Below are 23,367 nucleotides of genomic sequence, written 5' to 3'. Positions count from 1 at the left end.
TTGCTTCGGCAATCCCCCCATGGACGCACCAGGCTGCAACGTCTGACGGTTGATCTGCGTCGCCGGTCGGGTACCCCCGTATCCTCAGCCACGTCTGACCAGCCACCCGGAGGTACGGCACCATGAAACCGCTCGGAACGGACGACCCGCGTCAGATCGGCGCCTACCGGATCCTGCGGGTCCTGGGCGCCGGCGGGATGGGACGCGTCTATCTGGGCCGCTCACCCGGCGGCCGGGTGGTGGCGGTCAAGGTCGTCCGTCCCGAACTCGCCGACGACCCCGGCTTCCGGACGCGCTTCCGCCGCGAGGTCGACGCCGCGCGGCGGGTCGGCGGCGCGTGGACCGCACCCGTACTCGACGCCGACACCGAGGCGGAGACGCCGTGGCTGGTGACCGGTTACGTCCCTGGGCCTTCGCTGTACGAGGCGGTTGAATCGCGCGGCCCCCTGCCGGAGCTTTCCGTACGGACTCTCGGCGCCGGACTGGCCGAGGCCCTGACGGCCATTCACGCGGTGGATCTCATCCACCGCGACCTCAAGCCGTCGAACGTGCTGCTCTCCCTGGACGGCCCGAAGGTCATCGACTTCGGCATCTCCAAGGCCTTGGACGCGTCAGTCCTCACCCGTACGGGATTCACCGTCGGCTCCCCCGGCTTCATGTCGCCGGAGCAGATCGACGGGGCGCGGGTCACCGGGGCGTCGGACGTCTTCTCGCTCGGTTCCGTGCTGGTCTTCGCGTCAACCGGCATCGGCCCGTTCGGCGAAGGCAGCGGCCAGGCCCTGATGTTCCGGATCGTGGCACAGGAACCGCAACTCGGCGACGTACCGGCGTCGTTGCGCGATGTCGTGGCCGCGTGTCTGCGGAAGTCGGTGACCGACCGACCCACTCCCGCCGAAGTTCTGTCCGCGCTCGCTCCCGAAGGCACCCTCGGCGCGATCAGTACCGCCGACGCACTGTCCGGGAGCTGGCTGCCGCCGGACCTGAACAACTCGCTTTCACGGCGGGCGGTTTCGCTCCTGGAGATGGAGCACCCGCAGGAGCCGCAGCACGGGTCCGTGGAGCCGACCGAACAGGGGAACGCCGGCGGATACAACTACGGTTACGGCCCGGGGCGCGGTGCTGACGCGATGGAACTTGCGGCACTGCCACCGGTGCCCACCTTCCCGCCCGGCCCACCGCCGTCGGATTCGCCTTCTGAGCAGATCCGCCGCCGGGGCTGGCGGACTCCGTGGCCCTACGTCGCCGCAGTAGCTGTCGCGGCGGTGATCGCCGGGGTGATCGTGGTGCTCAATATGGGGGGCGACGACAAGAAGAAGAACTCCGCAGGCAGTGCCAGTGCCGCGTCCACCATCACGTCAGCTCCGGGTACGAGGCCGGCGACGAACACAGCCGCGCCGCCTGCCGCAGCGGGGATGCCGACCGGCAAGAGCCCGGTGCCGGACAACTACAAGGGCACCTGGACCGGCGAAAGCACTTCCGGAGCGGGCTTCAAAGCAGCTGTGACCGTCACCTTGAAGGTGGGTGGCAGTGGCACTGTCGTCGGGAAATCTTCTTCGACCACCGACGTCCTGGGCACAAAGGTGACCTGCTCCGGCGACATGAAACTGGCCGCCGCCGGCCCGGAAGGCGTCCTGGTCGACGACGTCCCGGGATCCGGCGAAGCCCCGACCATCCTCGGCATGCCGGCCTGTACTTCCGGCGGCCAGATCCTGTTGACCCTCCAGCCGAACGGCACGATGACCTACCAGGCCAAGGCGGCGGGGGCGGGCGACCCGAAGGCGACGCTGACGAAGTCGTCCAGCCAAGGTTGAGGTTCTGCGGCTTTTCGGCTCGTATTAGATCTCCAAGAAAATCATGGAGAAATACCCGTAACCACTCTTCCGGCGGTCTCGTTGAGCCATTCGAGGAGGTTGCGGCGGCCTGCCGACTCCCCTCACGAAAACGCCACGAGCAGGTAGTATGGCCGTAATACAGCTCTACGAGGAGGTCGACGTGGGAAAGCTTTCGATCAGCGTTCCGACTGGAGTCGAGCTTGACTTTCGCCGACGCGCTGAAGCCGAAGGAATCACCATCTCGGCCGTGATCGTCGAGATGCACGAGCGGGACCTAGGCCGCACGGAAGGCCTGCGCGCCGCTGCAGAGCTTGTCGCAGAGGCCGAAGAGCTACACGGTCCAATTAGTGACGCTGAGAAAGTCGCGATCGATGCGGAGATCGAAGCCGACATGGCGCGGATCCGGGCTTTCCACGCCTCTCGACGGGCTCGGGGGGAATGCACTTGACCGAGTCCATCGTCTACGACGCCGGCGCTCTGATCGCTGCCCAGCGTCGCGACTTCCGGTTCAGCCTCAAGCATGAGACGTTCCTGGCTGACAATTCCAAAATTCTCGTGCCGATCCCTGTCTACGTGCAGGTCTTTCGGGGGTGACGACCGTCAGCACGGGCTGCACAAGCTGATGAAGGGTGCGAAACTTCATCCCGCAGATGCTGTGATTGCCCGCCGCGCCGGTCGAGGGCTCAAGATCACAGGCACAAGCGATGCAGTAGACGCACTGGTTGCAGCGACTGCGGTCACCTTGGCGGCAACTGTCGTAACCAGCGACCCGAATGACATCAGCACACTGCTCGACGCGATCGCCGAGGAATTCAAGTTACCTCGGCCACCGCTTATCCGGGTTTGACAGCAGCAACGGAGAGTGGGCCTTGGTCAGGCCCACCCTCCGTACGTTTCAGCCCTTGACCGTGATCAATGGCCTGAGGTGCGTCACCACCTCGACCAGATCCTCCTGCTGGCGCATGACCTGCTTGATGTTCTTGTACGCGCCAGGGATCTCATCCACGACACCCCGGTCCTTGCGGCACTCGACGCCCTTGGTCTGCTCGATCAGGTCGTCCACTGTGAACTGCCGCTTCGCCGCGCCACGGCTCATCTTGCGGCCGGCACCGTGGGACGCGGAGTTGAAGGAGTCCAGGTTGCCGAGCCCCCGGACGATGAACGAACCGGCGGCCATGGAAGCGGGAATGATCCCCATCTCCCCGGAACCGGCCCGGATCGCGCCCTTACGGGTCACCAGTAGATCGACTCCGTCGTAGGTCTCTTCGCTGACGTAGTTATGGTGGCAGGAGATCCGCTGGTCGAAAGTGACCTTCTTCTTACGGAAGTTGGTCCGGATCACCTTCTCGTACAGGGCGAGCATGATGTCGCGGTTGAACCGCGCGTACTCCTGCGCCCAGTAGAGATCACGACGGTAGGCCTCCATCTGCGGAGTGTCCGCGATGAACACCGCCAGGTCGCGGTCTACCAAACCCCTGTTGTGCGACAGCGACTGGGCGACACCGATGTGGTGCTCAGCCAGTTCCTTGCCGATGTTCCGCGAGCCGGAGTGCAGCTCAAGCCAGATCCGGCCCTCGCTGTCACTGTCCAAAGCCAGGTAGTGATTTCCTCCGCCGAGGCTGCCCAGCTGAACCGCGGCCCGGTCCCGGCGCCAGTGAACCTCAGAAGCGAGAGTGTCGAACCGCTTCCACAGGTCATCCCACCCAGCCGTGGCAAAGCCATGGAAGTCGTGTGCGTCCACAGCCTCCTTGCGCGTCTGGAACCCGACCGGGATCGCCTCTTCGATCTTCGACCGCAGGTACGCTAGATCATCCGGCAAGTCGTTGACGGTCATCGAGGTACGGACCGCCGAAACGCCGCACCCGATGTCCACCCCCACCGCCGCCGGACACACCGCGTCCTTCATCGCGATGACCGAACCGACAGTCGCGCCACGGCCGAAATGCACATCCGGCATCACCGCCAGACCGTGCAGCCACGGCAGCGTGGTGATGTTGCGCAACTGGTCCATCGCCTGGCTTTCGACGGAGTTCGGGTCGGCCCACATCCGGATCGGGACGCGTGCGCCGGGTACCTCGGTGTAAGACATGGGTTTGATCAACCTCCGGAAGAATTCCAGCGCGCGCGGGAAATCCGTACGCCGGATAAATCAACGATGCAGGGGAAGGGCCGTCCCGGCCCGCGATCTTCAGCGGTGCCAGGCCGTGCGCCCGGAACTGCTTCCTATAGACGCGGCCGGGACGGCCCTCCGGCGCGGACACCCGGTCAGGAAACAAGGTGTGCCGCGCAAGAGAGGAGCGGACGGGGTTACTACACGCGAGTTGCCGCGCGACACCTGACGGGGCGTCGGGCATATCGGTGGAACCGCACGGTCCACTCCTCTCCGATTGGGAACGCCGGGGCCACTGTGCAGCCGCAGAGTGGGCCGGCAGGTGTAGGTGAACGTCTGATGTCCCTATGAAGCCACTTCGAGTGCCGTAGGCGCAAAGGATTTTCCACACTGAAGTCAGGAGTGATCAAGTCGGCAAGTCCAGGGGAATGCCTGATGACACCAGGTATCGATACGCGTAGATTTTCCTAGATGGTGGCTGTGGGGATGTCAGCGTCGTTTGTCTTCATCTGTGCTGTGATTCTGGGCAGACTGGTGCTCCGAGTCGGCTCCCGGTCGCGCCGGGCCCCCGACATACCGGCGCAGGAACGGCGCGGCAGTCTCAGCCGCACACACGTCCGGGACTTCGACGGGGACGGGCCGCTGCACCGGCGGGACCTGCGGGCGCGGCGGCGGTAGCCGGGAAGTCCCGGGCCGAAAGCCTCAGACGAAGACGACGGTACGGATTCCGTTGCGCAGCACGCGGTGCTCGCTATGCCATTTGACGGCCCGGGACAGTGCCTGGCACTCGACGTCGCGGCCGACTGCGACAAGCTGGGCGGGTGTCATGGAGTGGTCCACCCGTTCGACTTCCTGCTCGATGATCGGGCCTTCGTCGAGCACCGCGGTGACGTAGTGCGCGGTGGCGCCGATGAGCTTGACGCCGCGGATGTGCGCCTGGTGGTAGGGCTTGGCGCCCTTGAAGCTCGGCAGGAACGAGTGGTGGATGTTGATGGCCCGGCCTTCGAGCTGCTGGCAGAGGTTGTCGGAGAGCACCTGCATGTAGCGGGCGAGGACGACCAGTTCGACGTTGTAGTCGGCGACGAGTTCCAGCAGTTCGGCTTCGGCGGCGGGTTTGGTGTCCGCGGTGACCGGGATGTGGTGGAAGGGCACGTCGTAGGAGCCGGCGAGTTCTTCGAAGTCGCGGTGGTTCGAGACGACGGCGGAGATTTCGACGGGCAGTGCGCCGATACTGCTGCGGAACAGCAGGTCGTTGAGGCAGTGCCCGAATTTGCTGACCAGGATGATGACGCGCATGCGGGCGTCGGCGTCGTGGATGGCCCAGTCCATGCGGAACGACTGGCCGACTGCGGCGAAACCGGCGTTCAGGGCGTCGAGGCTGACCTGTTCTTCGGCGGAGAAGTGCACACGCATGAAGAACAGGCCGGTGTCGCGGTCACCGAACTGCTGGCTGTCGACGATGTTGCAGCCGGTCATCATGAGGAAGTTGGCGACCGCGTGGACGATGCCGCGCTTGTCCGGGCAGGACAGGGTGAGGACGTACTGGCCGTCTCCGACGGTGCCGGCGGCTGTTCCTGCGGGGGCGGTCATGGCACAACTCCTGGATCCGGTGGGTGCCAGGAATCGTACGGCTTTCCGCCCTGGTCTTGCGTTCAGCGTCCGCCGGTGCGTATGCGCAGCACGTCGAGGGAGTCGGGCATGCGGTCCGGTTCGTCGGCGTCGCCGTCGGCGAGGGCCAGGTGGGCGGCCCGGCCGGTGGCGAGGACCTGGGGCCAGCGGGGGTGGTTGACGTAGGCGGGGGCGGGTGCGTCCTCGCCGATTTCGTGGAGGACGGCGAGGACCTCGACGACGAGGGCGTCGACGGTGAGGGCTTCGGCTTCGTCGGCGAATACGCAGTCGATGTAGCGGGTGGCGGACCAGCGGTCGAGCCAGGTGTCGCCGACGAGGCGGTAGACGGCGTCGGTGACGGTGCCGTATTCGGCTCGGCCGGCCAGCCAGACTTCCTGCTGGAAGGTGGGGTCGCCGAACATGTGCACGGCGGAGCGGACGGTGGCCCGCCACCGCCACCACGGAACGGTGTGGACGCGCATTCGTGCCATGGTCCGGGCACCTCTGCCTTCGCTGCATCGTGCGGAGACGTCCCAGGCCACCGCGGTTTTCGACCTGGGGTCCGGGGGGTGGCCCCCCGGGCAGACACAGCATGCCTCAGCGGGGCGGCTGCGGGACAGGCGGGGGCTGGCGGTCCGGTGGAAAGGACTACGGCTCCACTGCCAGTCGGTAGCCGCGTTTGGTGACGGTTCGGATGAGTCCGGCGTACGGGCCGAGGGCTGTGCGGAGGCGGGCGACGGCGTGTTCGTCGGCTTGGGCTCCGGCCCAGACCTTTTTGAGGAGTTCCGCGCGGGAGAGGACCCAGCCGGGTTCTTCGGCGGTGTCCAGGAGGGCTGTGCTGGCCGGTGCGGTGGTGAAGGTCAGGGCGTGCAGGTCACGTCGTACGGTCTGCTCGACGAGTCTGCGGACCGCTGCCGGGTCCTGCGGAGGGCCCCAGCGGTAGACCGGGACCCCGATGACGTCCGCGCCGCGGTCGCGGCGGGTCTGGGTGAAGTCTTCGAGGGGGGCGCCGTGCTCCTGGACGGCGATGCGTCGGCCGCGCCGTTAGCCATGTCTGTGAGCGTGGCCGACGGGTGTTTCGGCCAGGTTGCGCACCGGTCACGCCGGAGTAAGCCCTGGAAGGCGCGGGCCCGGCCGGGGCGTCGGGGTGTCCGACGGCCCGGCCGGGCCCGCGCTCACGTGTGGGAAATCCGTACGCCGTCGGTAACAAGCCGGACCCGGGTCAGAGTTCGCTGACCGTCCGGCTCTTGAGGCCGTTGTCCTTGGCTACGGGGTTCCACAGGCCGACGGACTTCTGTTTGGCCGCGGTGGCCTGTCCGCTGGCTTTGTCGCCCTGCTTGCGGTTACCGGTGTTTTCGGCCTTCTTGTCCTTGCATTTTCCGCCCTGGACGTCGGCGCCCCAGGCCGCGTACTGGCGGTCGGCGTCGGCCGAGGCCGACCAGGCTTTGCGCAGAGAGTCGACCAGTTCGGTGCCGTTGGTCAGCTGGTCGACTTTGAGGGTCTTGAGCTGGGTGATCTTCTCGTCGCGGTGGGTGGCCGCTTCGTTGAGGTCCTGGATCGCGGCCGGTACGTTCTCGCACTTGCCGATCTGGGCGACGGCGTTGACGACCTTGTTGCGGGGTCCCGCGGCACTGTCCAGGATGCCGTCCAGTTCCTTGGCCTGCGGGCTGGCTTCGGGTGCGGCCGGGGCCGACGGTGTGCTCTCGGCGCTGCTCTTGGCGGGCGGCGTCGCCGGGGTGGACGGGCTGGTGGTTTTGCTGGTCTGGGCGGCCGGTGTGGTCTTGTCGTCGTCGCTGCCGAACGCGCCGCCGACGAACAGTGCCGCGACGACGCAGATGACCACGGCGACCGCGCCGCCGCCGATGAGCAGGCCCTTGCGGCGGCCGTAGCCGTCGTCACCGTAGTCGTCGTACCGGTCGTCACTGCGGTCGTTGCGGCCGTTATGGTCGCCGCCGTTGTTGCCGTAGCCGTTGTTCTGGCCGTTGTTCTGGCCGTCGTTGTAGCCGTCGTTGTAGCCGCCGCCGAACTGGGGCTGCTGGGGCTGGTTGCCGTACGGCTGCTGTCGCTGGGGTTGCTGCGGAGCGCCGAACTGCTGGGATGTCTGGGTCCTGGGCGCGGCTGCGTCGTCGCGGAACAGGCCTTCCGGGAAGGCCGAGGCGCCCGGCGCGGGCTGCGGGCCCGTGGTCTGCCACTGCGGCCCGGTGGGCGGCGGCGGTGCCGGGTGCGCGGCGGGGGGCTGCTGCCCGAACCCCTGCGGCGGGCCCGGGTGCGCGGCGGGCGGTCCGGCCGGGACCGGCCGGAAGACCTGGGTCGCGGCGTCCTGCATGGACGGCGGCGGACCGGCCTGTTGCGGACCTTGTTGTTGCGGACCGGCCTGTTGCGGACCGGCCTGCTGCGGCACGGGCGGCTGCCCGGGGTAGGGCCCCGCCTGTTGCGGCGGTCCCTGTGGTGCGCCCCACACCGGTCCGGTGCGGGGTATCGGCGGCAGCACCTGGGTGCGGTCGTCAGCCGGCGGCTGCGCTCCCAGAGTGCCGGGCGGCGGTGTCTGTCCGCCTCCGCCGGGTGGGGTGAACTGCGGGCGCGACGGGGCGCCGGGCGGGCCGGTGGGTGGTGGCGGCTGGTACGCGGGCGGGGGTGGGCCGCCGCGTCCGCCGCCGGGCGGGGGGCCGTACGCCTGAGGTGGCGCGTACGGGGGTGGCGCCAGGGGGCCGCGCGGGTCGCCGCCGGGCTGGGTGCCGTCTCCGTACTGCGGCATCAACTCGGTGTGGTCGCGCGGGAGTTCGAGCGGGCCGAAGGGCGATCCCGGCTGTGCGCCGTCCTGCCGTTCTTGGTCCCCCCGTCCCTCCGGTCCCTGCCCGGAGCCTTCGGAGCGGGCCATCGCGCCCACCGTCCTTTCTGCGCCCTTGCCTGCGATCCGGTTGACGCCGGACCACCGCGGCACTGTGGACCGCGGCGGTACGACGCTAACCCAGACGCATTTGGTGGGAACAGCGGTTCGGTTTACGACACGTGGGACGGTTCGGAAAGTTGCTTCAAAAGGGCTTATATACGGTTAAAACAACTTCCTGATTCGAGGCTGATCCGGGATCAGGCACGATCAAACAGGAACAGTCGGGGTCAGGCCGAGAGCGCCTGTTCCGTCCTGGTGTCCTCGTCGCCGCCCCGGACGCGCTCCAGGAAGGCCCGTGCCAGCGGCGAATCCCGGTAGGGGTCCAGCTGTCGCAGGAAGTCCCTGAGGTACTCCGCGCCGCGTGCCGAGTGGAGTCGGCCCACCAGGTCCAGAGCCGTGCCGCCGGCGTCGCACGCGCCGTCGACGTCCCCGGCCTGGAGCCGGGCCGCCGCGACGATCCAGGTGTCCACAGCCCGCCGCCGGACCTTGGTCTCCGGGAGGCCGTCCAGCGCCTGCCGGGCCGAGCGCTCCGCCGCGCGGGACCGGCCCAGATCCCGCCAGCAGTGCGCGAACTCGTCGGCCAGGTAAGCCTCGTCGAAGTGTGCGAGCCAGACGGGTTCCGCACCGGGGCGCACCCGGCCCAGCGCGGTCTCGGCCCGGGACAGTGACCCTTCGCAGGCCCGGGCGTCACCGAGCAGGGCGTGCCCGCGGGCTTCCGCGGCGTGGAAGAGGGCAGTCGCGGCCGGGGTGGCCACGGGCTTGGAGCCTTCGAGTGCGGCACGTGCCAACTGCGTTATCTCCCGCGGGTTGCCCAGGGTTCCGGCGAGGTGGCTCATGCTCGCGGCCAGGACGTAGCCGCCGTACGCACGGTCCCCGCCGGCCTGGGCGAGCCGCAGGGCCTGGATGTAGTAGCGCTGGGCCAGGCCGGCCTGCCCGGTGTCGACGGCCATGTACCCGGCCAGTTCGGTCAGCCGGGCCACCGCGGCGAACAGGGCCCGCCCGGTGGTTTCGGTGTAGGTGCCGCTGAGCAGGCCGGAGACCACACTGCCCAGGTAGTGCACCGCTACGGGGCGGATGTGTCCGGCCCCGAAGCGGTGGTCCAGTTCCGACAGCATGCCGGTCATCGCCAGGATTGCTTCGACGTCCGTCGCCCCGACGCGCGGTCCGCCGATCCGGGCGACTTCGGCGTCCGGCGGGGTGATCAGCCAGTCCCGGCTGGGGGCGACGAGCGCGGCCACCGCGACGGAGGAGTTCAGCAGGAAGTCACGCCGGTTGACGTCGCTGCGCCACAGCTCGGTGACAGTGTCCACGGTGCCGGTGACCGTCGGCGCGAACTGGAGCCCGACGTTGGTGGCCAGGGTGCGCCCGTCGGCCATGCCGATCTCGTCGACGGTCACCGGGCGGCCGAGTTTGCGGCCGATGGCCTCGGCCACCAGGTTCGGCACCGCGCCGCGCGGCTGCTGCCCGCGCAGCCAGCGGGCCACCGAGGTCTTGTCGTAGCGCAGGTCCATCCCCTGCTCGGCCCCGCACATGTTCACCCGACGGGCCAGCCCGGCGTTGGAACAGCCGGCCTCGGCTATCAGGGTGGCGAGCCTCTCGTTCGGTTGCCTGGTGACCAGCGGACGAGCAGCCATCGCAACTCCCTATGCTCGCCGGGGGTCCGGGGGCCCGCGGTGCAAGCCGCCGTGGGTACGTCCCCGGATAGACACAGCGGCACAATTCGGACGGTAGCGAGGCGGCTGGACCTACCGACAGAGGTGGCCGGCGCTGCGCCCCCGGAGCTGCATCCGTGCGCCCCCGGTGCGCCGTCCGGACAGACAGTTGCCCCGTCCCGGTGCGCACACCTGCCCGAGTGCGGGAGTCGGTTGGCAAAGCCGTCCCAACAGGACTGAGCCCGCCCGTAACCAACGACCCCCCAGGTAGTTGTGCAGCGCGTGGAAGAGATCCTCGTACCCCGGCAGACCGTTCGCGTCCCCCTAGCCGAAGCCGCTGTCCGGTATGTGGAGGACCGACACTGGGATGTCCTCCCGGGCACCTCGGTGCAGGACACCGGTGCGGGCAGACGGTGCAGTTGCGGCCATCCCGCCTGCCCCGCCCCCGGCTCGCACCCCGTACACCGTGACTGGCAGGTCCAGTCGGCGAGCACACCCGCCCTGGTCCAGCGTTGGTGGGCGGAGGATCCACACCGGTCGATCCTGCTGCCGACCGGGCGGGCGTTCGACATCATCGACGTGTCCGAGCACGCCGGCTGCCTGGCCCTGGCCCGGATGGAGCGCATGGGCCTGCCGCTCGGCCCGGTGATCGCCACCTCGACCCGGCGGCTGCAGTTCTTCGTGCTGCCCGGCTCCCGGGAGAAGCTGCCGGAGATGCTGCGCCGGACGGGCTGGGGCAACAGCAGCCTCGACCTGACCGTGCGCGGCGAGGGCGACTTCGTGGTCGCGCCGCCGTCCCACATGGGCCTGTTCGGCGCGGCCTCGTGGGCACGGGAGCCCACCGAGGTCAACCGGTGGCTGCCGGAGGCCCGTGAGCTGATCAACCCGATCGCCTACGCGTGCGGGCGGGCCACCGCGGACGTGTAACCGGCGCGGAACACCAGACGGGGCCGGGGAGATCGCGTCTCCCCGGCCCCGTCTGCGCTTCCGTACGCCGTCTTCGTTTCCGGTTTTCGCTTCCCAGGTCCTTCAGCGCGCCGCGACGAACACGTGCGACGCGACTTCGGGCGTCAGCTCGGCGGCTTCGCCGCCGCTGCCCGCCAGGACGCCGCCGGACGACTCGTGCACGCTGATCACCGCGCCCGGCCGGACACCGGCGCGGCGCAGGGTGTACATCAGCTGAGCGTCGACCTGCAGCGGCTCGCCGATGCGGCGGACGACGACGTTCTTGCTCTCGACCCCGGCGACGTCCAGGAGCGTGATCAGGCCGGCTGTTCCCGGGTCTTCGGCGTGGACCTCCTTGTCGAGGTCCGCCAGGCCCGGGATGGGGTTTCCGTACGGGGATTCCTTGGGCCAGTTCAGCAGCTCCAGGAGGCGCCGCTCGACCTGGTCGCTCATGACGTGCTCCCAGCGGCAGGCCTCCGCGTGGACGTCCTCCCAGGGCAGGCCGATGACGTCGACGAGCAGGCATTCGGCCAGGCGGTGCTTGCGCATGACGCGGGTGGCCAGGATGCGGCCCTCATGCGTCAGTTCGAGGTGGCGGTCGCCCTCGACTGTGAGCAGGCCGTCGCGCTCCATGCGGGCCACGGTCTGGCTCACGGTCGGGCCGCTCTGGCGCAGCCGCTCGGCGATCCGGGCGCGGAGAGGGACGACGCCCTCCTCCTCAAGCTCGAAGATCGTTCGCAGGTACATTTCGGTGGTGTCGATGAGCCCAGACACGACGCGCGGCTCCGTTTCCTTGTAAATCAGGTTTCGCCACGACATCGGGCGGACTGCCCTTCGCAGAGGGTGCTGAGCGAAGAGCGGACAGCGACCCGGCATCGCGGGGCAAGGCACAGTAGGCCCTGCTCCAATTCTGACGCACCCGGAGGACAAACGGGGACGACCACCCGATCGGGTGACCGCAATGTGCGTCTCCGTAGTCACGTCCGCCTCATGGTTAACGTTCGGGCATGGCTTCTGCTTCCCGTCCAGGCACAACCCTGCGACCGGGGCCCGTGGCGGGTCCCCGCGTCCTGTGGTTCCGGCGCGACCTGCGGTTGGCGGACCACCCCGCGCTGCACGCCGCAGCGGGCACGGCGGCGGCCGGCACCGGGGAGAGCGCGACGGGGCCGGTGCTGCCGCTCTTTGTCGTGGACCCGGCCCTGTGGGCTCCGGCGGGCCCGGCCAGGCGGGCCTACCTCGTCCGCTCGCTGCGTGCCCTCGACCACGAACTGCGGCAGCGCGGCGGACGTCTGGTCGTCCGGTACGGAGACCCCGTGCGTGAGGTGGCCCGGGTGGTCGGGGAGACCGGTGCGACGGCGGTGCACGTGTCCGCGGACTTCGGTCCCTACGGACGCCGCCGGGACAGCGCGGTGGAAGCGGCCCTGACCGTGCCGTTCGTCCGTACGGGATCGTCTTACGCGGTGGGCCCCGGACAGGTCACGAAGGCGGACGGAAGTCCGTACCAGGTGTTCACGCCGTTCCGGCGGGCGTGGGCGGAGCACGGGTGGCGACGGGCGCTGCCGGAGCCCGGGGACGTCGGCTGGGTCGCCGCTGACAGTGCGGAGCTGCCGGAGGTCTCCACAACCGCAGGTCTTCCCGAAGCCGGGGAACAGGCCGCCTACGCCGCCTGGACCCGGTTCCGCACGGACGGCCTGGCCACGTACGCCGACCGGCGCGACCGCCCCGACCTCGCCGGGACGTCCCGGCTGTCCGTGCATCTGAGGTTCGGCGAGATCCACCCCCGTACGCTCCTGGCCGAAGCGGGCCCCGGAGCCGAGGTCTTCCGCAGTGAGCTGGCGTGGCGGGAGTTCTACGCCGACGTGCTGTGGCACCACCCCGACAGCGCCCGCCGTTATCTGCGACCGCAGTTGGCGTCGATGGAATACGACGGCGGTCCGCGGGCCGACGCCCTCTTCGACGCCTGGGCGGGTGGGCGTACGGGCTTCCCGTTCGTCGACGCAGGCATGCGGCAGCTGCTGGCCGACGGCTGGATGCACAACCGGGTGCGCATGGTCGTGGCCTCGTTTCTGGTGAAGGACCTGCACCTGGAATGGATGCGGGGCGCGGCGCACTTCATGCGGCACCTGGCCGACGGGGACCTGGCGTCCAACAGTCACGGCTGGCAGTGGACGGCCGGGTGCGGCACCGACGCCGCGCCGTACTTCCGGATCTTCAACCCGGTGGAGCAGGGCCGCCGGTTCGATCCGGACGGCGACTACGTCCGGAAGTACGTGCCGGAGCTGCGTGGTGTCCCGGGGGCCGCGGTCCACCGGCCGTGGGAGCTGCCGGACGGCGTCCCCGACGACTACCCGGCGCCGGTCGTCGACCACGCCGAAGAGCGGCGGATCTCCCTGGCCCGCTACCAAACGGTCCGCGGGCGGTGACAGCCAGGTAATGTGCAGGGCCCGGTGCCGGGATCATCAAGGCGCGGCTTTTGCGGGTAGCGGCCCAGCCGGTGTGGGACCCAGCCGGTGTGGGACCCAGCCGGTGTGGGACCCAGTCAGTCATAAGCACAGTCAGTTCAGAGACACAGTCCGGCGCGGTCTCAGCCGGCCGGCGAAGAATCGGAGCAGGCCATGGGTGAGCTGGGCGCGCGCTACCTGGACGCGGCGATCGCACTGCTCGAACGGCTGCGCGACAAGGAGATGCCCAGCATCGACGTCGCGGCCGACCGCATCGTCGACTGCCTGTCCACCGGCGGCCGGCTGTTCGTCTTCGGCGGCGGCCACTCCGCGCTCGCCGCGCAGGAGGTCGTCTACCGGGCCGGCGGGCTGATCCTGGCCAATCCCCTGCTCGTGCCGGGCAACGACGGTCTGGGCGTCCGCCCTGTCACCCTCAGCAGCGCGCTCGAACGGCTCCCGGAGCTGGCCGCGCCCGTCCTGGACGCCGCAGCCGTACGCCCTGGCGACGCACTCGTGGTGATCTCGCTGTCGGGGCGCAACGGCCTCCCCGTCGAACTCGCCCGTATCGGCCGCGCGCGCGGCCTGTCGGTGATCGGCGTGACCTCCGTCGCGGCGTCCATGGCCGAGCCGCCCCGCCACCCGTCCGGCACCCGCCTGCTCGACAACTGCGATGTCGTCCTGGACACCGCGGTCGCCCCCGGTGACGCTGAGATCGAAGCCGCGGGTGTCCCGCAGAAGATCGGCCCGACCTCGGGGCCGGTCACTTCGGCGCTGATGCAGGCGCTGATGGTGGGCGTCATCGCCCATATGGTCGACCGTGGCATCGAACCGCCGGTCTTCATGTCCTCCAACGTGGAGGGCGGCACCGCGTGGAACGAGCGGCTGCTGGCGGAGAACGGCGACCGGATCTTCTACCTGCGCTGAGGCGGGTGAGCCCGCGGAACGCCGTCGGCGGAATCCACGGTCGCCGACTCAGGCGTAGCGTGTCGTGCAGCCACCCGTGCGCACCCGCCCCGGGTGGTCCCGACACCTCAGGACACCTTAAATGATCTTCATCGTCGTCAAGTTCACCGTCCGCCCCGAGCGGAGCGACGAGTGGCTCACCCTCGCCGAGGGTTTCACCCGGGCCACCCGCGAGGAGCCGGGCAACCTGTTCTTCGAGTGGTCAAAGAGCGTCGATGTCCCGCATCAGTACGTCCTCGTCGAAGCTTTCGCGTCCCCCGAAGCCGGCGAGGCGCACGTCAAGTCGGCCCACTTCCAGCAGGCGATGGTCGACCTGGCCGAGGCCGTCGCCACGACCCCGCAGATCGTCAGCCATGAGGTGCCGGGCGACGGGTGGGGGCTCATGGGAGAGCTCGCCCCGCGTCAGCCGTAGGGTCGGTACGGTTGTCGGCATGTCTGACAACACCCCCAGCGCCGCGCCGTTTGTGCCGCGTGGTGCCGGTATCGAGGAACTGCGGCAGGCCGCGCTCGCGTGTCAGGGCTGTGAGCTGCACGGTCCCGCCTCGCAGACGGTGTTCTCCAAGGGGTTGCCGAGCGCGCGGGTGGTGTTCGTCGGGGAGCAGCCCGGCGATCAGGAGGACCGGCAGGGGTTGCCGTTCGTCGGTCCGGCCGGGCAGTTGTTCGACCGGGCGTTGGCGGCGGCGGGCATCGACCGCCGGGATTCCTACGTCACCAACAGTGTCAAGCACTTCCGGTTCACCCAGAGCAACCCCACCGCGCGCCGCATCCACAAGACGCCGGAGATGGTGCACATCGACGCGTGCAAGCCGTGGCTGCGGGCTGAGTTGGCGGTGCTCGACCCGGAGGTTGTGGTGTGCCTCGGGGCGACGGCCGCGAAGGCGGTCATCGGGCCTGATTTCCGGGTGATGCGGGACCGTGGGCGGCTGATGCCGCGGTATTCGGGGCGGGAGTCTGAGCCCGCTGCGCGGAGTCTGAGCTATCTGATCGGGACCGTGCATCCGTCGGCGGTGCTGCGGGCCGACGATCCGGATGCGGCGTTCGCCGGGCTCGTCAGTGATCTCAAAGTGGTCGCGGGAGCGCTCGGTTAGCAGGGTCGTTTTAGAGTTGCCCCTATGACTGACCCGATAGTTGCCTCGAATCCGTACGCTGACGTCCCGCTGGTCGTCCCGGCCCGGTTCAACGGTCCGGACGGGTCGGCGAACGGCGGATATTTCTCCGGGGTCCTGGCAGCTCGGCTGCCCGGGAACCGGGCGTTCGACGGTGCGACGGTGTCGCTGCGGATGCCGCCGCCGTTGGAGAGCCCGATGAAGGTGCTCGGGACGGACCAGGGCGTTGAGCTTTACAGCGGTGGGCAGTTGGTGGCCGGGGCTGTTTCGGCTGAGCCTGCGGGCGTGCCGATCGAGCCGGTTTCGTACGAGGAAGCGGCCAGCGCCGAACGGCGGTTCCGTGGGCTTCAGGGGCATCCGTACCCGGGCTGTTTCGTCTGTGGGACGGAACACACCGAGGGACTGCGGCTCTTCGCGGGTGAGGTCGCGGAGAACACCACGGCTTGCGCGTGGACCCCGGACGCGTCGCTGAGTGAAACCGATGACGTCCCGGTCGAATTCGTCTGGGCGGCGCTCGACTGCCCCGGCGGGTGGACGGCGCTCGGCGAAGGACGGCCGTTCCTGCTCGCGCGTTTTACCGTACGGGTCGACTCGACGCCCAAGGTCGGCGAGCAGTGTGTCGTGATGGGCCGGCTGATGAAGCAGGAGGGCCGGAAGGCTTTCACGACGACGACGCTGTACGACTCGCGGCAGCGCGCGATCGCGCACGGCGAGGCACTGTGGATCTCACCTAAGCCGAGTTGATCCGTAGTGGCGCGTGGGCGGTCGAACGTGCGTCGGCACCGCGCGCTGTAAGCGGCGAGGAAGGAGAGTGGGCGAAGTGCGGTCGGCACTCCGCCCGTCCTGCGTTTACGGCGTCGGGTTCAGAGCGTCGTACTTCCAGAAACTCCGGTAGCAGAATGTCAGGATCAGCACCCCCACCACGCAGGCAATACCGCCGCTGATCACCGCGAAGCGCAGGCCGCCGAGGGCGGCGGCGCTGCCGGATTCGAAGTCGCCCAGGCGGGGGCCGCCCGCGACGACCACCAGGAAGACTCCGGACAGCCGGCCGCGCATGTGGTCCGGGGTGGAGACTTGCATGATCGTGTTGCGGAAGATCATCGAGATGGTGTCGGCGGCGCCGCCGATGGCCAGGCACAGCACGCCGATCCACAGTGAGTCCGACAGTCCGAAGCCGATGACGCAGACACCCCACGCGACGACGGCCACGGTGACGGCGCGACCCTGGTAGCGGACCGAGCCGAGGCGCCCGGAGAACAGCGCGCCGAACATCGCGCCCACGGCGATGGACGAAGTCAGCACACCGACGGTCGCGGCACCGCCCCCGTACATCCCGATCGCGATCGCCGGGAACAGGGCTCGCGGCATACCGAACACCATCGCGACGATGTCCGTCATGAAGGTCATCCGTACGTTCGGCATGTCCCGCAGGAAACGCAGGCCTTCGCGTACGGAGGCGCGCTTCTGCGGGTCGTCACCGTTGCGGTCCGGCGGCATCGACGGCAGCCGCCACATCGCGTACAGCGCGAAACCGAAAGTGGCCACGTCGACGAAGTAGGCCGCCTGGTAACCCCACAGTCCGATGAGCAGTCCGCCGAGCATCGGCCCGAGGGTCATCGCCAGGGTCATACTCAGCGCGTTCAACGCGTTGGCCGCGGGCAGCTGGCCGGCGGGGACAAGGCGCGGGATCATCGCGCTGCGGGCCGGGCTGTTCAGGGCGAAGAACGCCGACTGGAAAGCGACCGCGACGTAGAGCAGCCACACCTGGCGGAGGTCGAGGAGCGCCTGCGCGGCGAGCAGCACCGACATCGTGGCGAGTCCAGCCGCGGACATCAGGCCCAGCTTCCGCCGGTCCATGCTGTCCGCGATCGCCCCGCCGAGCAGGCCGAAGAAGACGAGAGGGATGAGGGAGCACAGGCCGATCGCGCCGACCGCGAAGCTGGAGTCGGTGAGTTTGTAGACCTGGATGGCGGTCGCGACCTGGGTTATCTGCGCACCGATGGACGACACCGTCTGCCCGGCCCACAGCCGGCGGAAGTCCGGGTGCTCGCGTAGGGGGGTGACGTCGGCGAGTACGGAACGGACTGCGCGGCTCATCCGCCCGGAGGTGGGGGCGGGGGCTTCTTCGGTGGGTATCGACACGGATAGATGTAAGCAGCAATGGGTGCTGGGGTCATCCCTGTTTCAGCTGGTGGATTGATCACAGGGGGCCTGCGGCCGGGCTCTGGTCCGGCTCTGGCCGGGCTTCGGTAAACCCCTTGCGGGCCCAGGAGACCCGACTTATGCTCCGTGTCACGCCGAAAGGAGGTGGTCTGAGACTTGAGTACACATCGGACGCGCGAGGTGCTTGTCAGCTAGCCGTCGCCCGGTTCTTCGACCGGGCCCGCACCGCCGTGCGTGCACCACTGCGGAGTGAGCAGGCGGTCGGCACTGTGTCTGATCAACACAGCCAGGCAGACACCCGACCCGCAGGTCTCCGGGACACGTCCTTCCGGTTCCTTCATCTGAAGGAAAAGGCCTGCGGGTCGCTGCATGTCCGGAACTGTCCGAATATTCGGAGCGGTTCAAAGAACGGTTCAGGGACTCAGCCGGTCGGTCCGCCAGCCCTCGTCCGTACGCAGGTAACGGAAGCGGTCGTGCAGCCGGTTCTCCCGGCCCTGCCAGAACTCGACGATGCGCGGCACCACCTGGAACCCGCCCCAGAAGTCGGGGACGGGGATCACGTTGTCCCCGGCGAACCGCTGTTCGACCTCGGCATACCTCTTGTCGAGGGATTCCCGGCCGCCGTCCACCACCGAGGACTGCTCGCTGGCCCACGCGCCCAGCTGCGAACCGCGCGGCCGACTGTGGAAGTAGACCGCCGTCCGCTCCCGCGAGACCCGGGACGCCTCCCCCAGGACGATCACCTGCCGGTCCACCGCGTGCCATGGGAACAGCAGGCTCACCGCCGGATTCGCAGTCAGCTCCCGGCCTTTGCGGGAGCCGTAGTTCGTGTAGAAGACGAACCCGGTGTCGTCGAACTCCTTCAGCAGCACCGTGCGCTGGCTCGGGCGGCCCTGGCTGTCGGCGGTGCCGACCACCATGGCGTTCGGCTCGGGCAGTTCCGCAGCGACCACGTCATCGAACCAACGGGCGAACTGGGCGTACGGCTCAGCGGGCAGGGCTGTTTCGTCGATGCCCACACAGCGGTACTGCCGGCGCATGGCGGCGAGATCCAAGAGGTCCACGGGTCAACTGTAAGAGGCAGCGCCAGTTGGCGACGTCGATCCGGCGCCGATCACACGTCGGTCCGACGCTGACCAGACGCCGGTCGGATGCCGGTCAAGGGGCCACGAAGAGCACTCCAACGGGGTCCGTCGGCATGTCGTTGGGAGACGTGCTGTGGTACAGCAGGATATAGAAGGACAGTCGGCCACCAACGCCGACGACTGATCCCACAAGGACCGCGCAAGTTTTATCGAAGGAGCCGCCAGATGTCCGAGTTCGTTCCCGGGCTCGAGGGAGTCATTGCGTTCGAGACGGAGATCGCCGAACCCGACAAGGAAGGCGGCGCACTCCGCTATCGCGGAGTGGACATCGAGGACCTCGTCGGGCACGTCTCCTTCGGCAACGTGTGGGGGCTGCTCGTCGACGGCGCGTTCAACCCGGGCCTGCCGCCGGCTGAGCCGTTCCCGATCCCGATCCACTCCGGCGACATCAGGGTGGACGTGCAGAGCGCCTTGGCGATGCTGGCCCCGGTATGGGGACTGAAGCCGCTGCACGACATCGACGAGGCCCAGGCCCGCGACGACCTCGCGCGCGCCGCGGTCATGGCGTTGTCGTACGTGGCGCAGTCGGCCCGCGGCCTGGACAAGCCGATGGTTCCGCAGCGGGAGATCGACAAGGCGGACACCGTCGTCGAGCGGTTCATGCGCCGCTGGCGCGGCGAGCCGGACCCCAAACACGTCAAAGCCGTTGACGCGTACTGGACTTCGGCCGCTGAGCACGGCATGAACGCGTCGACGTTCACCGCCCGGGTCATCGCCGGGACGGGCGCCGATGTGGCGGCCTGCCTGTCGGGCGCGGTGGGCGCCATGTCGGGCCCCCTGCACGGTGGGGCGCCCTCGCGGGTGCTGCACATGATCGAAGGCGTCGAGAAGACCGGCGACGCCGGTGCTTACGTACGCGGAGTGCTGGACCGCGGCGAACGCTTGATGGGCTTCGGGCACCGGGTCTACCGGGCCGAGGACCCGCGGGCGCGGGTGCTTCGGCGCACTGCCAAGGAACTCGGCGCACCGCGTTACGAAGTGGCCGCCGCGCTGGAGAAGGCCGCCCTCGACGAGTTGCACGCCCGTCGCCCGGACCGCATCCTGGCGACCAACGTGGAGTTCTGGGCCGCCGTCATGCTGGACTTCGCCGAGGTCCCGGCGAACATGTTCACCTCGATGTTCACGTGCGCCCGCACCGCCGGATGGTCCGCGCACATCCTGGAGCACAAGCGCACCTCGCGCCTGGTGCGCCCGTCGGCGAAGTACATCGGTCCGGGTTCGCGCCCGATCACCGAGGTCGCCGGCTACGACGGGACCGTGCGGATAAGCAATTAGGCAGAAGACGTCGTACGGATGACTGCTTGAGACTGCGGCGCCCTGTCGGAAGCAGGGCGCCGCAGTGCCGTTGTCAGGCCAGTGCCGTTGTCAGGCCAGGCCCAGGACCTCATTCGCGGCCCGCTCGCCCTCGGTCGCACCGCCGTTCATGTAGCCCTGGAAGTCGTACGACGTGTGCTCACCGGAGATGTGGATGTTGCCCTGCCTGGTGCCCTCGTAGCCCGCGAAACGGTGCAGATAGCCGACCGGCCAGTACGAATAGGCGCCGTACGAGTACGGGTTCTTGTGCCAGGCCGACAGCTGCGCCTTGCCCGTCCACTGGGCCTTGGTGCCGGGGAACACCGTATTGATCTGGGTGAGGTAGGTCGAAGCGATGTTCGCCACGTACGCGTCCTGCTGTGCGGTGTTGAACGGCCCGGCGGGATTGAGTCCGTACGCCAGCGAACCGCCGCCGTACTGGATGAGCACACCGGTCGAGCCGGGCTGGCCCTTGGTGGTGTCCCAGGTCTGCTGGTACGGCAGATCGCTGAAGGAGTCGCCGGATGCGACTCCCGGCCACGGTCCGGTTCCCGAACCCGATGTGCCCAGCCACGGGCGCGAGCTGAACTGCATGTTCAGCTTGGTGACGTAGCCCATCCGCGCGGCCTGCAGCAGGTTGACCATCATCGGGTCGAAGTTCGCCTGGGTCAGGTCGAGGTTTTTCAGGTTGGGCAGCGGGACGGCGATGATCGTCTGGTCCGCGGTGACCGTCTTTGTGGTGCCGTTGTTGTCGAAGGTGAGCGTCTGGGTACCGTCGCTGTTAGCCCGTACAGCGGTCAGCTTGAAGCCCATCTGCACGGTCCCGGCCGGCAGTGCGGCCTGGACGGCCAGTGGGACCTGGTCGTTGCCGCCGACCACGTGGTAGCGCTCGTTGGAGCCGCCCCAGATGTTGAAGTGACCCGGGTTGGTCTGCCAGCCGAGCAGGCTCACTGCACTGTAGGCGGACTGGTCCACGGTGTCCGCGCCGTATTCGACGGTGTAGGCCACATCGAGGAACTGGCCGAGTCTGGAGGTCGATCCGCCCGGCACCCGGGAGTTGATCCAGTGCCCAGCGCTCCGGCCCGCTTGATCATCGCGCGGCGGCTGGGACCGGCCGGTTCGGCGACGACTTCGCCCCGCATGCCGCGGTATTCATCGATCGGAAGGCGCAGGGCTGCGGCGGCCCGATGGTCGGCGGCCATTCTCTGGAGGGCGGCCATCGGACGGGTGCGGCTCATGGGCATGCTCCTGGGAGTTCGGGGGGATTACTCCTGGCCGGGAGGATTTCCGTACTGCGGAAGATCCCGGGACGGACGCGATCACTGAGGACAACTGCACGTGCCCTCAAGCTTCATGACGGTGAATCAGACTCCTGACCGCTGACGCGCCCCGCTGGCAGGCCGGGCGCCGCAGCGCACTTGTCAGGCCGTGCCGAGGACTTCCTGCGCGGCCCGCTCACCCGATTCCGCGCCGCCTTCCATAAAGCCCTGGAAGTCGACACTGGTGTGCTCCCCGGCGATGTGGATGTCGCCCTGCGCGACGCCCTCGTAGCCGGAGTAGCGATGCACGTAGCCGGTCGGCCAGTACGAATAGGCGCCGTACGAATAGGGGTTGAGGTGCCAGGCCGACAGCTGGGCTTTACCCGTCCACTGCGCCTTCGTCCCGGGGAAGACGTCGTCGATGCGGCCGAGGTAGTCGGCCGCGAGGTCGCGGACGTACGGGTCGGAGTCGGTGTTGAACGGCCCGGCCGGGCTGAGTCCGAACGCCTGCGAGCCGCCGCCGTACTGGATCAGCACGCCCTTGGTGCCGGTCTGCGCTTTGGTGGTGTCCCAGGTCTGCTGCCACGGGGCGTCGCTGAAGCTGTCGCCGCCGGAGATGCCGGGCCACGGGCCGGCGCCCGTCCCCGAAGTACCGAGCCAGGTCCGCTTCTTCATCTGCATGTTGAGCTTGGTGACATAACCCATCCGTGCGTCACGCAGCAGGTTCAGCATCAGCGGGTCGAACCCGGCCCGGGTGACGTCGATCGTCTTGAGCACGCCGAGCGGCACGGTGATGATGGTGTGGTCGGCGGTGACCGTCTTCGTTGCGCCGCAGTTGTCGAACGTGAGTGTCTGCGTGCCGCCGGGATTGACCCGGACCGCGACCAGCTGCCAGCCGAACTTCACGATGCCGTCCGGCAGGTGGTCCGCGATGGCGTGCGGGAGCTGGTCGTTGCCGCCGACGATGTGGAACCGCTCGTCGGATTCGCCCCACAGGTTGAAGTGCGCCGGGTCCGCCTGGCCGCTGAGCATGCCGACCAGGGCGTACGCGGACTGCTTGGTGGTGTCGGCGCCGTACTCGACGTTGTAACCGACGTCGAAGAACTTGCCGAGTTTCGACGCGGAACCGCCGGGCACCCGACTGTCGATCCACTGACGCAGCGTCATATTGTCGATGGCGACTCCGGCCGGGGTGCTGCCCGCCCAGCTCATGTCGCCGACGGCGGCGGCATCGGCCTGGATCAGCGGCCACACCGCGGCGAAATCCGTATCCGCCTGGGTGCGCGGGTAGTACGAACCGTTGAAGCGCAGCAGCTCGCGGGCCCCGGCCGGACCGGCGGCGGCGAAGTCGACGAGCGGCAGGTGGAACCGCTGGCACAGGGCCTGGATCTTCACGTGGGACGTGTCGATCAGCTCGCCGCCGATCTCCGAGGTCTGGCCATCCGCCCAATAGCTCTTCTGTGAGAACATCCGGCCGCCGACGCGGGTCGGATTCGCTTCGTACACCGTGGACTTCACCCCGGCGTCGGCCAGCGTGAGCGCGGCCGTGAGCCCGGCGATACCGGCGCCGACGATGACCACCCGGCCGAGGTCGGACTTGGGCTTCTTGTCCGCGGCCGGGTCGCCCACACCGGCGGCGAACGCCGGGGAGGTCAGGCCCTGACCGAGGATCGCGGCGCCGATACCAAGTGCGGCGCCGCGCTTGATGATCGACCGTCGGGTGGGCCCTTCGGGTTCGGCCACCGCCTCGGCGCGCATGCCCCGCCACTCCTCGACGGGGAGCCGGAGGAGTCTCGCCCCCTGGTGCTCGGAGGCCATCTTCTTGATCGCACGCATCGGTCCGGTACGGCTCATCGCTGTGCTCCTTCGGATTTCGGATTAAGGAAAACTCCTGGCCGGGAGGGTTTCCGCGCACAACAAAGCCCCGGGCCGCACGCAGTGCCGAATAATGCAGTGCCGA

At 68.8% G+C, this 23,367-nt stretch carries 20 protein-coding genes and 1 pseudogene; 10 read left to right on the top strand and 11 right to left on the bottom strand.

The annotated features are described in order from the left end of the window. Positions 1-122 precede the first annotated feature (122 nt). The 3 genes from AC0Z36_RS00210 to AC0Z36_RS00200 all read left to right on the top strand — a co-directional run bounded on the left by AC0Z36_RS00210 (position 123) and on the right by AC0Z36_RS00200 (position 2,426). Positions 123-1,811 carry a serine/threonine-protein kinase gene (locus AC0Z36_RS00210; protein ID WP_485460520.1) on the top strand — a complete coding sequence of 563 codons (1,689 nt, stop codon included), beginning with the start codon at positions 123-125 and terminating at the stop codon, positions 1,809-1,811. Between the two features lie 148 nt (positions 1,812-1,959). Beyond that, complete coding sequence (locus tag AC0Z36_RS00205) at positions 1,960-2,280, top strand: hypothetical protein (RefSeq protein WP_485460519.1); 321 nt, start codon at positions 1,960-1,962, stop codon at positions 2,278-2,280. Next, entirely contained in the window at positions 2,277-2,426 is a 150-nt protein-coding gene (locus AC0Z36_RS00200; protein WP_485460518.1) for a hypothetical protein, read from the top strand. Before AC0Z36_RS00205 ends, AC0Z36_RS00200 begins: the two co-directional genes overlap by 4 nt. Before the next feature lie 301 nt (positions 2,427-2,727). On the opposite strand, the gene AC0Z36_RS00195 is transcribed toward AC0Z36_RS00200, so the two are convergent. The 6 genes and pseudogenes from AC0Z36_RS00195 to AC0Z36_RS00170 form a co-directional block, all read right to left on the bottom strand. Next, positions 2,728-3,921 (bottom strand): RtcB family protein, encoded by a 1,194-nt coding sequence (locus AC0Z36_RS00195; RefSeq protein WP_485460517.1) that lies wholly within the window; start codon positions 3,919-3,921, stop codon positions 2,728-2,730. A 723-nt stretch (positions 3,922-4,644) separates the two neighbouring features. Then, a complete protein-coding gene (gene purU, locus AC0Z36_RS00190) occupies positions 4,645-5,532 on the bottom strand; it encodes a formyltetrahydrofolate deformylase (RefSeq protein WP_485460516.1) in 888 nt (295 codons plus the stop codon). A 62-nt stretch (positions 5,533-5,594) separates the two neighbouring features. Then, complete coding sequence (locus AC0Z36_RS00185) at positions 5,595-6,041, bottom strand: SCO4402 family protein (protein WP_485460515.1); 447 nt, start codon at positions 6,039-6,041, stop codon at positions 5,595-5,597. Positions 6,042-6,198: 157 nt separating this feature from the next. Beyond that, positions 6,199-6,588, bottom strand: a pseudogene (locus tag AC0Z36_RS00180) (winged helix-turn-helix domain-containing protein); the annotation flags it as partial. A 184-nt stretch (positions 6,589-6,772) separates the two neighbouring features. Next, the gene (locus AC0Z36_RS00175; protein WP_485460514.1) at positions 6,773-8,428 is read right to left on the bottom strand and encodes a hypothetical protein; all 1,656 of its coding nucleotides are present in this window, start codon (positions 8,426-8,428) and stop codon (positions 6,773-6,775) included. A gap of 239 nt (positions 8,429-8,667) precedes the next feature. Beyond that, entirely contained in the window at positions 8,668-10,074 is a 1,407-nt protein-coding gene (locus AC0Z36_RS00170; RefSeq protein WP_485460513.1) for an NsdA family TPR-like regulatory protein, read from the bottom strand. Positions 10,075-10,374: 300 nt separating this feature from the next. On the opposite strand from AC0Z36_RS00170, the gene AC0Z36_RS00165 reads away from it, so the two are divergent. Then, positions 10,375-11,019 (top strand): bifunctional DNA primase/polymerase, encoded by a 645-nt coding sequence (locus AC0Z36_RS00165; protein ID WP_485460512.1) that lies wholly within the window; start codon positions 10,375-10,377, stop codon positions 11,017-11,019. A gap of 102 nt (positions 11,020-11,121) precedes the next feature. On the opposite strand, the gene AC0Z36_RS00160 is transcribed toward AC0Z36_RS00165, so the two are convergent. Further along, complete coding sequence (locus AC0Z36_RS00160; protein WP_485460511.1) at positions 11,122-11,811, bottom strand: iron-dependent transcriptional repressor DtxR; 690 nt, start codon at positions 11,809-11,811, stop codon at positions 11,122-11,124. A gap of 278 nt (positions 11,812-12,089) precedes the next feature. Between AC0Z36_RS00160 and AC0Z36_RS00155 the strand changes: the two genes are divergently transcribed. The 5 genes from AC0Z36_RS00155 (at position 12,090) to AC0Z36_RS00135 (ending at position 16,291) form a co-directional block, all read left to right on the top strand. Continuing rightward, positions 12,090-13,460, top strand: coding sequence for a cryptochrome/photolyase family protein (locus AC0Z36_RS00155; RefSeq protein WP_485460510.1), 1,371 nt, complete (start codon positions 12,090-12,092; stop codon positions 13,458-13,460). Positions 13,461-13,652: 192 nt separating this feature from the next. Then, positions 13,653-14,402, top strand: a complete 750-nt coding sequence (locus AC0Z36_RS00150; RefSeq protein WP_485460509.1) for a sugar isomerase domain-containing protein — start codon at positions 13,653-13,655, stop codon at positions 14,400-14,402. A gap of 121 nt (positions 14,403-14,523) precedes the next feature. After that, positions 14,524-14,853, top strand: a complete 330-nt coding sequence (locus AC0Z36_RS00145) for a putative quinol monooxygenase (RefSeq protein ID WP_485460508.1) — start codon at positions 14,524-14,526, stop codon at positions 14,851-14,853. A gap of 19 nt (positions 14,854-14,872) precedes the next feature. After that, entirely contained in the window at positions 14,873-15,529 is a 657-nt protein-coding gene (locus AC0Z36_RS00140; protein ID WP_485460507.1) for a UdgX family uracil-DNA binding protein, read from the top strand. Between the two features lie 24 nt (positions 15,530-15,553). After that, positions 15,554-16,291, top strand: a complete 738-nt coding sequence (locus AC0Z36_RS00135; RefSeq protein WP_485460506.1) for a hypothetical protein — start codon at positions 15,554-15,556, stop codon at positions 16,289-16,291. Between the two features lie 105 nt (positions 16,292-16,396). Here the strand turns inward: AC0Z36_RS00135 and AC0Z36_RS00130 are convergent, their stop codons facing one another. Together AC0Z36_RS00130 and pdxH are read right to left on the bottom strand one after the other, a co-directional pair. Then, entirely contained in the window at positions 16,397-17,644 is a 1,248-nt protein-coding gene (locus AC0Z36_RS00130) for an MFS transporter (RefSeq protein WP_485460661.1), read from the bottom strand. A 479-nt stretch (positions 17,645-18,123) separates the two neighbouring features. Then, positions 18,124-18,750: a pyridoxamine 5'-phosphate oxidase gene (gene pdxH / locus AC0Z36_RS00125; protein ID WP_485460660.1), complete on the bottom strand. Its 627-nt coding sequence runs from the start codon at positions 18,748-18,750 to the stop codon at positions 18,124-18,126. A 270-nt stretch (positions 18,751-19,020) separates the two neighbouring features. On the opposite strand from pdxH, the gene AC0Z36_RS00120 reads away from it, so the two are divergent. Next, positions 19,021-20,130: a citrate synthase 2 gene (locus tag AC0Z36_RS00120; RefSeq protein ID WP_485460505.1), complete on the top strand. Its 1,110-nt coding sequence runs from the start codon at positions 19,021-19,023 to the stop codon at positions 20,128-20,130. A 90-nt stretch (positions 20,131-20,220) separates the two neighbouring features. On the opposite strand, the gene AC0Z36_RS00115 is transcribed toward AC0Z36_RS00120, so the two are convergent. After that, positions 20,221-21,198 (bottom strand): flavin monoamine oxidase family protein, encoded by a 978-nt coding sequence (locus tag AC0Z36_RS00115; protein ID WP_485460504.1) that lies wholly within the window; start codon positions 21,196-21,198, stop codon positions 20,221-20,223. A gap of 371 nt (positions 21,199-21,569) precedes the next feature. Then, positions 21,570-23,261 (bottom strand): flavin monoamine oxidase family protein, encoded by a 1,692-nt coding sequence (locus tag AC0Z36_RS00110; RefSeq protein WP_485460503.1) that lies wholly within the window; start codon positions 23,259-23,261, stop codon positions 21,570-21,572. Positions 23,262-23,367 lie beyond the last annotated feature (106 nt).

This window comes from Kitasatospora sp. UYEF31 (genome assembly GCF_057291755.1).
The sequence above is the reverse complement of the archived record's forward strand: the minus strand, read 5'-3'. Positions and strand labels throughout refer to the sequence as shown.